14 protein-coding genes are annotated in these 14,906 nt (G+C 70.8%); 7 read left to right on the forward strand and 7 right to left on the reverse strand.

The window, feature by feature from the left end; translation table 11 throughout:
• The first annotated feature begins 92 nt into the window (after nucleotides 1–92).
• Complete coding sequence (locus F3S47_RS07695; protein WP_150444661.1) at nucleotides 93–1,943, forward strand: divergent polysaccharide deacetylase family protein; 1,851 nt, start codon at nucleotides 93–95, stop codon at nucleotides 1,941–1,943.
• A gap of 15 nt (nucleotides 1,944–1,958) precedes the next feature.
• Here the strand turns inward: F3S47_RS07695 and trpE are convergent, their stop codons facing one another.
• The 3 genes from trpE to F3S47_RS07710 all read right to left on the reverse strand — a co-directional run bounded on the left by trpE (nucleotide 1,959) and on the right by F3S47_RS07710 (nucleotide 6,577).
• Entirely contained in the window at nucleotides 1,959–3,470 is a 1,512-nt protein-coding gene (trpE, locus tag F3S47_RS07700; protein WP_150444662.1) for an anthranilate synthase component I, read from the reverse strand.
• A 1-nt stretch (nucleotide 3,471) separates the two neighbouring features.
• Complete coding sequence (locus tag F3S47_RS07705; RefSeq protein WP_150444663.1) at nucleotides 3,472–5,310, reverse strand: peptidyl-prolyl cis-trans isomerase; 1,839 nt, start codon at nucleotides 5,308–5,310, stop codon at nucleotides 3,472–3,474.
• 88 nt (nucleotides 5,311–5,398) lie between these two features.
• Nucleotides 5,399–6,577, reverse strand: coding sequence for an aminotransferase (locus F3S47_RS07710; protein ID WP_150444664.1), 1,179 nt, complete (start codon nucleotides 6,575–6,577; stop codon nucleotides 5,399–5,401).
• Nucleotides 6,578–6,719: 142 nt separating this feature from the next.
• Between F3S47_RS07710 and F3S47_RS07715 the strand changes: the two genes are divergently transcribed.
• Entirely contained in the window at nucleotides 6,720–8,267 is a 1,548-nt protein-coding gene (locus tag F3S47_RS07715) for an acetolactate synthase large subunit (protein WP_150444665.1), read from the forward strand.
• A 22-nt stretch (nucleotides 8,268–8,289) separates the two neighbouring features.
• Entirely contained in the window at nucleotides 8,290–8,712 is a 423-nt protein-coding gene (locus F3S47_RS07720; RefSeq protein WP_150444666.1) for a PaaI family thioesterase, read from the forward strand.
• Between the two features lie 4 nt (nucleotides 8,713–8,716).
• Here F3S47_RS07720 and F3S47_RS07725 read toward each other — a convergent pair whose 3' ends face one another.
• Nucleotides 8,717–8,932: a DUF1127 domain-containing protein gene (locus F3S47_RS07725; protein ID WP_150444667.1), complete on the reverse strand. Its 216-nt coding sequence runs from the start codon at nucleotides 8,930–8,932 to the stop codon at nucleotides 8,717–8,719.
• A 94-nt stretch (nucleotides 8,933–9,026) separates the two neighbouring features.
• Between F3S47_RS07725 and F3S47_RS07730 the strand changes: the two genes are divergently transcribed.
• The 4 genes from F3S47_RS07730 to F3S47_RS07745 all read left to right on the forward strand — a co-directional run bounded on the left by F3S47_RS07730 (nucleotide 9,027) and on the right by F3S47_RS07745 (nucleotide 11,980).
• A complete protein-coding gene (locus F3S47_RS07730) occupies nucleotides 9,027–10,406 on the forward strand; it encodes an aminotransferase-like domain-containing protein (protein ID WP_223877755.1) in 1,380 nt (459 codons plus the stop codon).
• Between the two features lie 167 nt (nucleotides 10,407–10,573).
• On the forward strand, nucleotides 10,574–11,038 hold the full coding sequence (rplM, locus tag F3S47_RS07735; RefSeq protein WP_150444669.1) for a 50S ribosomal protein L13: 465 nt from the start codon (nucleotides 10,574–10,576) through the stop codon (nucleotides 11,036–11,038).
• Nucleotides 11,038–11,532: a 30S ribosomal protein S9 gene (rpsI, locus tag F3S47_RS07740; protein WP_150444670.1), complete on the forward strand. Its 495-nt coding sequence runs from the start codon at nucleotides 11,038–11,040 to the stop codon at nucleotides 11,530–11,532. The genes rplM and rpsI overlap by 1 nt, the downstream gene beginning before the upstream one ends.
• A 127-nt stretch (nucleotides 11,533–11,659) precedes the next feature.
• Nucleotides 11,660–11,980 (forward strand): antibiotic biosynthesis monooxygenase family protein, encoded by a 321-nt coding sequence (locus F3S47_RS07745; protein ID WP_150444671.1) that lies wholly within the window; start codon nucleotides 11,660–11,662, stop codon nucleotides 11,978–11,980.
• 3 nt (nucleotides 11,981–11,983) lie between these two features.
• Here F3S47_RS07745 and F3S47_RS07750 read toward each other — a convergent pair whose 3' ends face one another.
• The 3 genes from F3S47_RS07750 to rocF are packed head-to-tail and all read right to left on the reverse strand — an operon-like array spanning nucleotide 11,984 to nucleotide 14,854.
• Nucleotides 11,984–12,802: an isocitrate lyase/PEP mutase family protein gene (locus F3S47_RS07750; RefSeq protein ID WP_150444672.1), complete on the reverse strand. Its 819-nt coding sequence runs from the start codon at nucleotides 12,800–12,802 to the stop codon at nucleotides 11,984–11,986.
• 52 nt (nucleotides 12,803–12,854) lie between these two features.
• Nucleotides 12,855–13,916, reverse strand: coding sequence for an ornithine cyclodeaminase (locus tag F3S47_RS07755; protein ID WP_150444673.1), 1,062 nt, complete (start codon nucleotides 13,914–13,916; stop codon nucleotides 12,855–12,857).
• A complete protein-coding gene (gene rocF / locus F3S47_RS07760) occupies nucleotides 13,913–14,854 on the reverse strand; it encodes an arginase (protein WP_150444674.1) in 942 nt (313 codons plus the stop codon). Before rocF ends, F3S47_RS07755 begins: the two co-directional genes overlap by 4 nt.
• Nucleotides 14,855–14,906: the final 52 nt, after the last annotated feature.

Consider the following 14,906-nt stretch of genomic DNA (forward strand, 5'->3'; position numbering starts at 1 on the left):
GGTATAGTCCCGAGTGTGATGGGCCGCAAGGAGCCGGGGCGTCAAGCCCGGCGGGCCGATCGGGCAGAGGCGAACGGGTCAGGTAGGGCGTGATGGTGCGAGGCATTCTTTCCGGCGCGATCTGGGGCATCCTGGTCGCGGGCATTTCCCTGGCGATGGCGTCGCTTCTGGCGGAACAGCCCCCGGGACGGGAGGCGCCCGCCGCTCCCCAGGTCGAGAGCCCGGAGCTGTCGGACGGGGCGGAGGCCTCCGGAGATGGCGCCGTGGCGGTCCCGGACGAGGGCGAGCCGCCCGTGGCCACGGAGGCGCCCCGGACGGAGCAGCCCGCCGAGGGCGAGGGGACGCAGGAGACCGGCGCGACTGAGCCCGCCGACCGGCCGGAGCCCGGTGACGAGGCGGAGGCGCCTGCCCAGGTCGAACCGGGCGGTCCCGCGCCGGAGGTGACGACTGCGGAGACCGACGCGGTCGGGAGGCCGCCGGCCTCGACCGCGCCCACCGCTCCCGAGTCCGACACCGAGCCTTCGGTCGCGTCCGAGCCCGCCGCCGCCCGGCCCGAGCCCGCCAGCGAGGCGGAGGCGCCCGCGGCGGTTGCGGAGGGCGGCAGCCCGCCCGACGTCAGCGCGGAGGAGAGCGACCCCGTCGAGACGAGCGCCGCCGCCGAAGCGCCGCGCTCTCCCGAGCCGGAGAGCCCGCCCGAGGTGGCGGGCGGGCAGGCCGCGGAACGCCCGGAGGCCGGCGATACGGCGGACGCGCCCGGCGAGGTCGCGGAGGGGGGCGAGGCCCCGGCCGTCGCCGCGACCGAGAGCGACCCGGTGCTGCCCCCGCCGCCCACCCGGTCGCCGCAGACGCCCGAGGCAGAGAACGACCTCACCGTGGCGACGGAGCCTCCCACGGACCCCTCGCCGTCGGAGAGTCCCACCGAAACGGCCCAGGCGCCCGCGCCCTCCGGAGAGGAGCCGCCGACCATCGAGGCGGTGGGAGACGCGGCCGTTTCCCCGGAGACGCCCGAGCAGCCTGCCGAGACGGCGGAGGCACCTTCGGCGCCCCGGACGCCGCGGATCCCGGAGGCCCCGTTGCCCGAGGCCTCGGGTGACACGCCGCAGTTCGTGGAGATCCTACCGGAGGGCGAGACGCCTGACACGGAACCGCAGACTGAGCGCTCCCGCTTCCAGCTGTCCTCGGAGACGGGTTCGACCCTTCCGGGAGAGCCCGCCTCGTCGCCCGAGGCGTCCGAGGAGGGGGAGCCGTCCGAGGAGGACGAGGATCGCACAGCCCTCGAACGCTACGCGGCCGCGACGCCCTCCGGCGAGGGACCGCGCGTGGGCATCGTGCTCATGGACGAGGGCGGCCTTCCGGGCGCGGCAGAGGCACTGGCTGCCATGCCGATGCCTGTCACGGTCGCGATCGACCCCGCCGACCCCGAGGCTCCGGCCAAGGCGCGGGCCTACCGCGCGGCGGGGGCCGAGATCGGCGTGCTTGCCGAAATCCCAGCCGGAGCCACGCCGCAGGACATCGAGGTCATCATCGAGGCGGTGTTCCGGACCGTGCCGGAGGCCGCGATGCTGGTCGACACGGGCTCGGCCGGGCTTTCGGGCGGCGATGCGCTGGAGCAGATCATGACGGCGCTCTCGGCAGAGGGACGCGGATACATCACGAAGGCTCAAGGGTTGGGCACGGCCCTGCGCTTTGCCGAGACGGCGGGCGTTCCGGCCGCGGAGGTTTCCCGCGACCTAGATGCCGAAGGGCAGGAGGCCCGGGTGATCCGCCGGTTCCTGGAGCAGGCGGCCTTCCGGGCCCGGCAGGAGGACACCGGCACCATCGTCCTCGCGCGGATGCGGCCCGACACGATCTCGGCGCTGATCCTCTGGGGCACCGCGATGCAGGACGGCGACATCGTCCCCGGACCCGCCTCGGCGCTGCTCTTGCCGCAGCTCTCTGACTGACGGCGTGGGCGGCGCTCAGGCGTTGCCCGGACCCCGGAAGCGCGTCGCATCCTCGGCGGCGCGGCGGATCGCGTTCGATTTGTGCACCGTCTCCTGGTACTCGGCCTCGGGGTCGCTGTCGTAGACCACCCCGCCGCCGGCCTGGATGTAGAGCGTCTCGTCCTTCACCACGGCGGTCCGCAGGGCGATGCACATGTCCATGTCGCCGCCCGCGCTGAAATAGCCCACGCCGCCGCCGTAGACGCCGCGCTTCTCGGGCTCCAGCTCGTCGATGATCTCCATCGCGCGGACCTTCGGCGCGCCGGAGACCGTGCCCGCCGGAAGACCGGCCAGGAGTGCCGAAAGCGCGTCATGTTCGGGTGAGAGCTTGCCCACGACGTTGGAGACGATGTGCATGACGTGGGAATACCGCTCGACGACGAACTCCTCCGTCGGTCGCACGCTGCCGACCTGCGCCACCCGTCCCACGTCGTTGCGTCCGAGGTCGAGCAGCATGAGGTGCTCGGCCAGTTCCTTCTCGTCGGCCATTAGGTCGGCCTCGTTGGCCTTGTCCTGCGCGGGGGTCGCGCCGCGCGGGCGCGTGCCGGCGATGGGGCGGATCGTGACCTCGTCGCCGAAGACGCGCACCAGGATCTCGGGCGAGGCTCCGACGACCTGGAACGGCCCGAAGTTGAAGAAGAACATGAAGGGCGACGGGTTCGTCCGGCGCAGCGAGCGGTAGAGCGCGAAGGGCGGCTCCCGGAAGTCCTGCGCCCAGCGCTGCGAGGGCACCACCTGGAAGATGTCGCCCGCGCGGATGTATTCCTTCGCGGCCTCGACGGCCGCCTTGTAACCCTCGTGGGTGAAGTTCGACCGGGGCGGGCCGGCGGCCTCCTCGTCGCCCAGCGACCGCGCGGCGAGCGCGACGGGCCGATCGAGCGCGCGCTCGGCCTCCATGACCCGCTCGGCGGCCTGCGCGTAGGCGGCGCGGGCCGACATGCCCTCCTGCACCCAGGCGGGCGCGCAGAGGATGACCTCTCCCTTCACGCCGTCGAGCACCGCGACCACCGAGGGCCGCAGCATGACCGCGTCTGGCAGGCCGAGGGGATCCGGATTGACGTCGGGCAGGTGCTCGACCAGCCGGATCATGTCGTAGCCCAGGTAGCCGAAGAGCCCGGCGGAGGAGGCGGGAAGGCCCTCTGGAATCTCGATGCGGCTCTCCGCGAGGATCGCGCGCAGGCTGGCGAGGGGGTCGCCTTCGAGGTCCTCCCAGGCGGCGTCGTCGTAGCGGGCGGCGCGGTTTACGCGCGAGGTCTCGCCCCGGCACTCCCAGATCAGGTCCGGGTTGAGGCCGACGATGGAGTAGCGCCCGCGAACCTCTCCGCCGGTGACCGATTCCAGCACGAAGGCATGGCGTCCGGCGCCAGAGAGCTTGAGCATCAGCGAGACCGGCGTGTCGAGATCGGCCGCCAGGCGGGTGTAGACGAGCTGGTTCTGCCCAGCCTCGTAGCCCGCCGCGAAGGCGGAGAACTCCGGGATCAGCGCCATCTCAGCGGAAGGTCGAGTTGACGGCGTTCACCGCCTGCTGGTCGATCTGCACGTCGGTGCGCATCTGGAGCGAGCCCGTGTAGATGTCGAAGATGTCCTGCGTGATGCCGGCCTGCGCTTGCTGCGCCAGCCGCTGCGCTTCCTCGCTCAGGGTCTCATCCTCGGGATCGGCCTCGCTCACGCCCGTCAGCAGGACGACGATCGCGCCCGCTCCGGTCTCCACCACGCGGGCCTCGCCCTCTTCCATCTCGAAGACCTCGGTCAGGAAGGCGGGTGGGGTATTGGGGACGAAGCCGCGCCGGTCGAGACCGGTCTCGGTATTCGCGGCGGGCATGTCGGCGGTGAAGTCACCGGCCTCCTCGACCTCGGTCGCGAGTTCCTCGGCGCGGGCCATCAGCCGCCCCTTGAGTTCCGCCTGCCGCCAGGCCTCGGCCACCGCATCGCGTGTCTCGTCGAAGGGGATCGCCTCGGGCGGACGGATCGCATCCACCCGCAGGGCGAAGACGCCGCCGTCCTCGAGCGCGGTGATCTCGGGGAAGTCCTCCGGCGCGGTATTCTCCGCCGCCTGCCGGAAGGCGGCATAGGCCGCGATGCCCTCTGTCGTCTCCGCGTCGTAGGAGATCGTGCCGAGCTCCAGCGCGGTCTGTTCTGCCAGGTCCTCGACCGTGGCGCCGCCCGCGAGCAGGTCGGTCATCCCGGCCTCCTCGCTCTCGATCACCCGGCGGGCCCGTTCGGCGGCGAGCTCTTCGCGCAGGTCGGTGCGGGCCTCTTCGAACGTAGTCTCCTGCGCGGGCAGGACGGCATTGACCCGGAAGAGCGCCGGGCCGAATTCGCTGGGCAGGGGGCCCACCACGTCGCCGGTCTCGGCGGCAAAGACATCGGCCCCGGCTTCGCCGAGGTCGTCCTCGGTCACGTCTCCCAGGTCGATGTTGGCGAGGTTGAGCCCGCGCTCGGTCACCAGAGTGTCGAAGTCGAGCTCGCCTTCCTCGAGACGGTCCAGGGCCTGCTGCGCGGCGCTGTCGTCCTCGAAGACCAGACGTTCGACGAGCCGCCGCTCGGGGCGGACGTAGTCGTCGATCCGCTCCTGGTAGAGCTCCTCGAGCGCCTCCTCGTCGACCTCGACCTCGTCCACGATCATGTCGGGCGTCAGGGCGGCATAGGTGATCTCGCGCCGCTCGGGCCGCTGGAAGCGGTCGGTATTCTCTTCGTAGAAGCTCTGCAGCTGCTCCTCGGTCGGTTCGGGCAGAGGCTCGGCGAGGTCCTCCTCCGTCAACTCGGCCCAGAGGAACGACCGGGTCTCTCCGAGGAAGGCGGCGACGGCGTCGGCATAGGCCTGCGGCTCGGGGATGGCGGCGACGACAGCCCCCTGAAGCAGGGTGCGCGCCAGTTCGTCCCGGAGGCCGGCTTCGAACTCCGCCTCGGTCATCCCGGCGCGGTCCAGAGCGAAGGCATAGGCCTGCCGGTCGAAGCCGGAGGTCCCGCCGAACTGCGGGATCGCCTGGATTTCCTCCGCCACGCGTTCGTCGCCGGCAGAGAGGCCCATCTCGGCCGCCTCGTTGTCCAGCACATGGGTGCCCACGAGCCGCTGCAGCACCGCCCGGTCGATGCCCATCTGCACCGCCTGCGCAAACGGGAGCGCCTGTCCGGTCTGCTGCTCGAGCGCCCGGATCTGCTGGTTCAGCTCCCGCGCGTATTCCTGCGTCGTGATCTCCGTCTCGCCGACGGTGCCGACCCGGCTCACGTTGCCCGAGAGGTTGGTCGCCCCGAAGCCGATGAGACCGAAGAACAGAAGTCCCAGGATCACCCAGGTCGCGGTTTTCTTCGCTGCTTGCTTGGCCATTCTATCCTCTGGTCCTGTCGCGGCGGTCGCGAGCCGTCCTATGGCTGCGCGAACCGGTAATCAAGTCAAACCCCTGTCGGCCCGCCCCTCAGCCGAGCGTCACGCCCGAGAGGCGGCGCGCGAGCTCCGAGATCCCCTCCCGGTCCACGTTCGCGAAGGCGACCCTCATCTCGCGCGCGCCCTCCGGGTCGTCGGCCGGGCGGAACATGGTCCCCGGCAGCATCAGCACGCCGGCTTCCTTGACCAGCATTTCGGCGGCCTCGTTCGAGGGCAGGGCGAAGGGGTGGCGGAAGTAGGCGAAGTAGGCGCCCGAGCCGAGCAGCTCCCAGCCTTCGAGCCCTGCGACCGCCTCTTCCAGCGCCGCCCGCCGGTCGAGGATCTCGTCACGCTCGCCCGCGCGCCACTGCGCCAGGTTGCGCAGGCCCCAGAGCGCCGCGAACTGGCCGAGCTGGGGCGGGCAGATGGTCACGGTGTCGAGGAACTTCTCCGCCTCGGCCAGCCGGTGGGGCGAGGCGATCATCGCGCCGACCCGGTGGCCGGTGAGACGGTAGGTCTTGGAGAAGGAGTAGAGGTGGACGAGCGTCCGGTCCCAGTCGGGCTCGGCGAAGAGTTGGTGCGCCGCCGAGCTGCGGCTGTCGAAATCCCGGTAGGTTTCGTCGAGCACCAGCGCGATGCCCCTCTCGCGCGCCAGGTCGTAGAAGGCTCGGACGAGTTCCGCCGGGTACTCGACGCCGCCCGGGTTGTTGGGCGTGACGAGGACGATGGCCCGGGTCCGGTCCGTGATCAGGCGGGCGGCTTCCTCCGGATCCGGCAGCAGTCCCTCGCGGGCCGGGAGCGGCACCAGCGGCACGCCCTCCATCCGCAGCCACATCGCGTGGTTGAAGTAATAGGGCACCGGCAGCAGGATCTCGTCCCCCTGGTCGGCGAGCGCCGACATCGCCGCGGCGAAGGCCTCGTTGCAGCCGGCGGTGATGGCGACCTGCGCCGGTGCGATCTCCCCGGCATAGTCGCGCGACCACTGGGCGGCGACCTCCTCGCGCAGGTCGGGCAGACCGAGCACCGGCCCGTAGAGATGAGCTTCCGGAACCTCGGTGACGAGCCGCGCCATCTCTTGCCGCAGGGGCTCGGGCGGCGGGTCGACCGGTGCGGCCTGGCTCACGTTCAGAAGGGGGCGATCCTCCGGAAAGGTCAGTCCCGCGATCCAGCGGCGGGCCTCCATCACCGGCGGGGCGAAGCTGCGGGCGGTGCGGGGCAGGGCGTCGGACATGGGGCGCGGGGTCTCCTCTGGGCGGTTGGCGCCCGTTGTCGCCGGGGGAGAAGCGAAGGGCAAGATCCTTGCCGCCGCGGCCGCTCTTGGCACTCCGGCGCCCGCATGGTTCTCTCTGCGGCGGCAAGAGCAGGAGACGGGCATGAACGGGGCGACCGCGCTGGTGAAGACGTTGCTTGGCGCGGGTGTCCGGACCTGCTTCGCTAATCCCGGCACCTCCGAGATGCATTTCGTGGCGGCGCTCGACGCCCATCCCAATCTGCGCTGCGTGCTCTGCCTGTTCGAGGGCGGCGCGACGGGTGCGGCGGATGCCTACGCGCGGATGACCGGCGAGCCGGGCGTGACGCTGCTGCACCTCGGCCCGGGCCTCGGCAACGGCTGGGCCAACCTGCACAACGCCCGGAAAGCCGGGGCGCCGGTTCTCAACATCGTGGGTGAACACGCCCGGGCACATCTGCGCTGGGACGCGCCGCTCAAGGGCGACTTGGACGGCGTGGCGCGCTCGGCCTCGGACTGGGTGCGCGTCTGCGAGAGCCCCGAGGAGGTGGCGCAGGACGGCGCGGCGGCGGTCCGCGCGGCGCTGAGCCGGGGCGGGCAGGTGGCGACGCTCGTCCTCCCGGCCGACTGCGCCTGGGGCGAGGCCTCGGGGCCGGCAGAGCCGGGCGAGGTGCCCGCGGCTCCGATCCCGGCGCGGGACCGGATCGAGGCCGCCGCCGCCCGCCTGAGCCGCCCGGGCGCCGCGCTCTACGCTGGCGGGCCCGCCCTCTGGGGAGAAGGCGCCGAGATCGCCGGGGCCATCGCGGCGCGGACGGGATGCCGCTTCATCACGCCCTTCTTCTCTCCGCGCGTGCGGGAGGGCGAGGGCGCCGTCGCCAGCGAGCCGCTCAAGTACGACCACGCGGGCAGCGCCGAGCTGCTCCGGGAGGTCTCCGAGCTGATCGTCGTCGGAGAGCGGCACCCGGTGAACTTCTTCGCCTACCCCGACCGGCCATCGACCCCGGAACCGCCGGACTGCCTCGTCACCGAGCTCTGCCCGCTCGGATGGGACGCGCTCGCCACCCTGCGCGTCCTCGCTGATGCCGTGGGGGTGACCGGCGACGAGGAGATCGCGCGCCGCGGGCTTTCCCTGCCGCGGGCGCCATCGGGGCCTCTGGAGCCGGAGGGACTGGCGGATGCGCTGGTGCGCACCCTTCCCGAGGGCGCGATCTACGTCAACGAAGGCATCACGGCGGGTTTCGCGATCCCGGCGCGGGCCCAGGTCGCCCGGGCGCACGAGCGGCTCGACCTCATGGGCGGCGCGATCGGGCAGGGGCTGCCCTCGGCCGTCGGCGCGGCGGTGGCCTGCCCGGACCGCCCGGTCCTCGCCGTTGTGGGCGACGGCTCTGCCATGTACACGATCCAGTCGCTCTGGACGATGGCGCGGGAGCAGCTGGACGTGACCGTCGTGATCCTGGCGAACCGCGGTTACCGGATCCTGCATGGCGAGATGGCGGCGCTCGGGGTGGAAAACCCCGGTCGGAACGCCCGCCGGATGTTCGACGTCGAGGATCCCGCGCTCGACTTCTGCGCCCTGGCCGCGGGCCACGGCCTGCCCGCCGAGCGGGTCGAGACCGCCGAAGCGCTGGAGACGGCGCTCGCCCGCGCCTATGCCGCACCCGGGCCGCACCTGATCGAAGCGGTGCTGCCCTGAGACCGCGAACCCGGAGAGACCTATGGATCTGAAGATGGACCGGGCCGCGCTGGAGACCTTCCTCGCCCGCGAGTTCCCTCAAGCGGCCGCCGAAATGACCGTCCTCTCGGTCCGCGCTGGGGCGGCGGAACTGCGGCTAGAGGTCTCCGACCGGCACCTGCGCCCGGGCGGCACCGTCTCGGGCCCGTCGATCTTCGGGCTGGCCGACGTGGCGATGTACGTCGCCGTCCTCTCGGCGCTCGGCCCCGAGGCGCTGGCGGTGACCACCAATTGCTCGATCGACTTCATGCGCAAACCGAAGGCCGGTCAGGCGCTCGTGGCCGAGGCACGGCTGCTCAAGCTTGGCCGGGTTCTGGCGGTGGGCGACGTGCTGATCCGGTCGGGCGAGGGGAGCGACCCGGTCGCCCGCGCCTCCCTGACCTACTCGATTCCGCCGAAGCGCTGAGCCGTCACGCCGCCCAGAACGGGCGGGCCGCTTCGCGTTCGGCCTCCGAGGGCGTCAGTCCGATGTCGCGCAGGCGATCCTCGTCGAGCCATGCCAGGGCCTGCCGCGTGCAGCGGCGCTCGTGCCAGATGAGCAGGAGGCGTGCCAGCTTGTAGGCCACCGCCGCCAGCGGCGGCAGGCCGGGCTGAAGGGGAAGGCGGGTGGTGATCTGGTGCGCCATGGTGTCCTCTCCGGCATTGTATCGCTACAATTCGTGCGCTATGCACAATAAAGAGATACAAATGGCGCAAGTGACCGTCCAACGGAGAATTGTATTGGATACAACCTGGAGCCCGAGGCTCACCGGCGCATCCGGTCCGAAGTATCTGCGACTTCTGCGGGGTCTGAGACAGGCCGTCGATAGCGGCGACCTGCCGCCCGGCCGCAGGCTCCCTCCGGTGCGCGAACTGGCCCATATCCTCGAGGTCACACCGGGTACGGTGGCTCGGGCCTACCGGATCGCCGTGGAGGAAGGCCTGCTCGAGGCGCGTGTCGGGCGCGGGACATTCGTGGCGGGAGGTGACACCGGGCAGAGCCAGGAGGTGCCTCTCTACCAGGAGACTCCCGACGGAACCCTCGACGGGCGATCGGTCACCGTGCCGGACGTGGGGCAGGGGGCCGAGCTCTCGGCAATCCTCGCCGAGGCGGCGCACTCGGACCTGACGGCCTATCCGGGGCAGGAGAGCGACCAGGGCTACTGCGCGGCGATGCTGGACTGGCTCGGCGCCGACCACATCGGTCGCGCCGGTCCCAGTGAGGCCGCTGCGGTCTTCGGGGCCCAGAACGGGACGCTCGTCGTGCTTCAGCGGCTGCTCGCGGGACCGCATCCGGTGATCCTGACCGAGACCCTCTGCTACCCTGGCGTACGCCGCGCCGCTTCGCTCCTGCGGGCGGGACTGCGGGGCGTCGCGATGGACGGTGAGGGGCTCATACCCGAGGCGCTCGACGAGGCCTGCCGTCTCACCGGCGCGCAGGTGCTTCTGACCTCGGCCGAGGTACACAGCCCGACGACGATCCGAACGGGGGCGGCGCGCAAGGCGGCGCTCGTCGAAGTGGCCCGGCGACACAGGCTGCAGATCATCGAGGACGACTGCCACCGCATCGCGGCGGCGCAGGCCCCGAGCTATCGCGCTCTCTATCCCGAACGCGGATGGTACGTGACCTCGATGGCCAAGACGGTGGGGTCCGGCCTGAGGCTCGGGATGGCCGTCGCTCCGGAGGGCGAGGGGGGCAGTCTGCGGCGCACCGCCGCGGCGAATTTCTACGGGGCCCCCGTGCCGCTGGTGCAGGCGGGGGAGCGGATCGTGACCTCGGGCCTCGCCGAACGGTCACGGCGCGGCGTGGAGGCCGCGACCGCGCATCGCGTCGGTCTCGTCCGCTCGGTCCTCGGCCGATGGGACATCGCGAGCCGCGACGACGCGCCCTTCGTCTGGCTCACTCTGCCCCCGGGCTGGCGGGCCAGCCGCTTCACCCAGGTCTGCGCGTCCCACGGCATCCATATCAAGCCGGCCGACGAGTTCGCCCTCGTGGACGGGCAGGCGCCGCATGCCGTGCGTGTGACGGTCAACGCGCGGGTGCCCGACAGCCACTTCACGGCCGCGCTGGAGAAGATGGACGCACTGCTGGCCGATCCGCCCCAGGACATGGAAGGTTGAGCGTATCCTGATGGGGTATTTAGATACCGTATTTCTACGCCGTTGTTTTGGCTTGCGTTTTTGGGTCATGTCCCGCTTGACTGTGTCGGTCACATATCTATAACCCCGCCATCCGAGACACACGGCGCGCGGGCTCGCTCGCGCGCTCCGCAATTTCAGGACCGACCATGAAAACCTACACCGCTACCCCGGCGGAGATCGAGAAGAAGTGGATCGTGATCGATGCCGAGGGCATCGTTCTCGGCCGGCTCGCCTCGATCGTCGCCACCCGGCTGCGCGGCAAGCACAAGCCCTCCTTCACGCCGCACATGGACATGGGCGACAACGTCATCGTCATCAACGCCGACAAGGTGCAGCTGACGGGCAAGAAGCGCGACAAGCCCAACTACTGGCACACCGGCTACCCGGGCGGGATCAAGTCCCGCACGACCGGCGAGATCCTCGAGGGCGAGCACCCCGAGCGCGTCGTCATGCAGGCCGTCAAGCGCATGCTGCCCGGCAACCGCCTGAGCCGCCGCCAGATGACCCACCTGCGCGTCTTCGCCGGTGCCGAGCACGGCATGGACGCCCAGAAGCCCGAGGTGCTGGACGTCAAGTCCCGCAACCGCAAGAACACGAGGACCGCGAAATAATGGCCGATCAAGTCACTTCCCTCGACGATCTCGCGAAGGCCGTCACCGACGACATCGGCGGGGTCCAGGGCGAGCCGGAAACGCCGCGCGAGCCCGTCCGCGACGACCTGGGCCGCTCCTACGCGACCGGCCGCCGCAAGGACGCCACCGCCCGCGTCTGGATCAAGCCGGGCTCCGGCAAGGTCACGGTGAACGGTAAGGAGCTGAAGGTCTACTTCGCCCGTCCCGTGCTGCAGATGATCCTCAACCAGCCCTTCCAGGTGGCCGGCGTCGAAGGTGAATTCGACGTCATGGCGACGGTCAAGGGCGGCGGGCTCTCCGGCCAGGCCGGTGCCGTAAAGCACGGCATCTCCCGCGCGCTCCAGCTCTACGATCCCTCGCTGCGCTCGCCGCTGAAGGCCGCCGGCTTCCTGACCCGCGACAGCCGCGTGGTGGAACGCAAGAAGTACGGCCGCGCCAAGGCCCGCCGGAGCTTCCAGTTCTCCAAGCGCTGATCCGGCGACGCGATCACGACATTCGGATGGGGCGGCCTTCGGGCCGCCCTTTCTCTTTCCGGGGGCGGGTGGACCTCGCCCGCCGTCCGTGGCTCATTGGCCGCTGCACGAGAGAGGGAGAGCCTGCATGACCTGCCTGACGATGAACCGCTTCAAGGTGCTGCTCGGACAGGAGGAGGCCTTCGAGGAGGTCTGGCGCTCGCGCGAGTCGCACCTCAAGGAGGTCGACGGGTTCGAGGCCTTTCACCTCATGCGCGGGGATGCCGATGAGGCGGAAGGCTACCGGCTCTATGCCTCGCACACGCTTTGGCGCGACCGCGCCGCCTTCGAGGCCTGGACGAAGTCGGATGCCTTCCGGGCGGCGCACAGTGGGGTCAGGCCGCAGTCCGACCTCTATGCCGGTCCGCCGGAGCTCGAGACCTTCGACTCCGTCGAGGGCGTGGGCTGAGCCTCAGTCGCGCTTGAGAAGGGCGTCGACCTCGTCGCCGGAGGCCGCACGGCCGAGGTGAATGAAGCGGCCCGGCCCGAACATGTCGCGGCTCGCGTCGATGATCGCCTGGTGCGTGACCCGGGCCAGCGACGAGCCGAGCGAGAGCCGCGCGACGCCGGCCTCGGCGAAGTCTTCGACGGTCTGCGTCGTGTAGTGCCCTGCGACCAGGGCGTTCACCGGCGCCGAGGTCTCGGCGCAGATCCGGCGCAGGTCGTCCATGTGCGCGGGCAGGGGGGCGTAGAGGCAGTCGGCGCCCGCCGTTTCGAAGGCCTGGAGCCGCCGGATCGCCTCGCCGATGTCGTAACCGCCGGTCAACAACCCGTCGGCGCGTGCGGTCAGCACGAAATCCTTGTCGAGCGACCGGGCCGCTTCGGCGCCCGCCCGGATCCGCTCAACCGCGGCGTCGAAGGGGTAGGGGTCCTGTCCGGGCAGGTCGGTGTCCTCGATACAGATCCCGGCCAGCCCGGCCTCGGCGGCGAGGCGGACGGTCTCGGCCACGTCTTCGGGCTTGGGGCCGAAGCCGTTCTCGAAGTCCCCCTGGACCGGCACCGACACGGCCTCGACGATCTCGCGCGCGTGGGCCAGCGCCTCGTCGCGGGTGATGGTGCCGCCATCGGGCCGGCCGAGCGTGAAGCCATGCGCGGCGGAAGAGGTCGCAACCGCCTGCGCCCCGAGCGCTTCGAGCATCCGGGCCGAGCCGCGGTCCCAGGCGTTCGCCAGGATGAAGGGTGTGCCCTTGCGGTGAAGGGCGCGGAAATCGGCGCCTGGATCGGTGGACATTTGTTCGGCTCCGGTCAGGGCTGTGACCGGAGCCTAGGGGCAGGGGGGCCGCTCAGGCAAGCTCGGCCTGCGGAGAGGCCCGCAGGAGCATCCCGAAGAGGTCGCGGGGATCGTCCGGATCGGCCAGCAGGTCGATCATCTGGTGATAGGGCGTTTCCTGCACGTAGGCGTGCAGCGTCCTGAGCGCCGCGAAGTCCTCGATCGCGAAGCCCACGCTGTCGAAGAGCGTGATCTGCTGCTGATCGGTCCGGCCCTCGGTCTTGCCCGCCATGACCTCCCAGAGCTCGGTGACGGGGTAATCCGGATCGAGCTGCTGGATCTCGCCCTCGATCCTGGTCTGGGGCGGGAACTCGACGAAGATGCCGGCCCGGTGCAGCACGTCGGCCGCGACCTCGGTCTTGCCCGGGCTGTCGCCGCCCACCGCGTTGATGTGGGTGCCGGGGGCGACCATGTTGCCGGTCAGCACGGTGGCGTTGCGCTTGTCGGCGGTTACGGTCGTGATGATCTGCGCGCCCTCGATGGCCTCCTCGGCGGTGTCGCAGACGGTGATCGACAGGCCGCGACCGGCAAGGTTGCGGGCAGCCTTCTCGGTGGCCGCCCGGTCGGTGTCGTAGAGGCGGACGGTATCGATGCCGCAGATCGCGCTGAAGGCGGTGCACTGGAACTCGCACTGCGCACCGTTGCCGATCACCGCCATGACCTTCGCGTTCGCGGGCGCCAGGTGCTTGGCCGCGAGGGCAGACATGGCGGCTGTACGAAGCGCCGTGAGCAGCGTCATCTCCGTCAGAAGAATCGGGTAGCCGGTGTGCATGTTCGCCAGCAGCCCGAAGGCGGTCACGGTCTGAAGGCCGGACTTCGTGTTCCGCGGGTGACCGTTGCAGTACTTCATCCCGTAGAGGTTACCGTCCGTGGTCGGCATCAGCTCGATCACGCCGCCCTCGGAGTGGGCCGGGATGCGCGGCTGCTTCTCGAACTCGGGCCAGCGGCGGAAGTCCTCTTCGATGGCGTCGGCGAGGGCCGCCAGCAGCGGCTCGATGCCGACGTGATGGACGAGCTTCATCATGTTCTCGACGGAGACGAAGGGAACGAGGGCGCGGTCGGAGGGAGGGGTCATGCGAGGCTTCCTGTGCCAAAGGGCCGGGTCGGCCGGTCGAAGATGCGTTTGCCGAGGAGCGAGGCGGTCAGGTCCACCATGAGAGAGGCCGTCCGCCCCCGGTCGTCGAGAAAGGGGTTCAGTTCCACGAGGTCGAGTGAGGCGACGAGCCCGCTGTCGTGCAGCAGCTCGCACACCAGGTGCGCCTCGCGCATGGTCGCGCCGCCGGGCACCGTGGTGCCCACCGCAGGCGCGATGGCGGGGTCGAGAAAGTCGACGTCTAGAGAGACGTGCAGCAGGCCGTTCGCCTGCGCGACGCGCTCGAGGAAGCTGCGCAGCGGCGCGACGATCCCGTCCTCGTCGATCTGCCGCATATCCACCAGCGTCGCCTCGGTCTCCGCCAGCGCCGCACGCTCGGCCGGATCGACCGAGCGCAGCCCGATCATGCAGACGTTCTCGGTGGGGACGGGGGCCTTGATCTCGGGAAAGCCGTCGAAGCCCTCTCGTCCGGTGACGTAGGCAACGGGCGTGCCGTGCAGGTTGCCGCTCGTTGTCGAGAGCGGCGTGTGGAAGTCCGAATGCGCGTCGAGCCAGAGCACGAAGAGCGGCCGGTCCTGGCGCCGCGCATGCTCTGCCATCCCTGCGACGGAGCCCAGCGACAGGGCATGGTCGCCGCCCATGAAGACCGGCAGCCCCTTGGGCGCGGTCTCTTCGGCCACCCGTTTCAGCGCCCGGGTCCATCCGATGGTCGTGTCGAGCGAATGCACCGCCGAATTCTCGCTCTTCGAGCCGGTGACGGACTCGGGCGCGAGGTTGCCGAGGTCGCTGACCTTGTGGCCGAGGTCGCGTGCGACCTCCGCCAGCCCGGCGACGCGGTAGGCATCCGGGCCCATGAGGCAGCCCTGGGCGCGCTTGCCGCTGTCGACCGGTGCGCCGATGAGAAAGATGTCCTGAGTCATGAGCCGCAGGATAGGGCTGCGTCCCACTGGAGGAAGAGCGCGAAATGTGCGA

It is taken from the genome of Histidinibacterium aquaticum (assembly GCF_008710275.1).
Taxonomy (GTDB): domain Bacteria; phylum Pseudomonadota; class Alphaproteobacteria; order Rhodobacterales; family Rhodobacteraceae; genus Oceanicola; species Oceanicola aquaticus.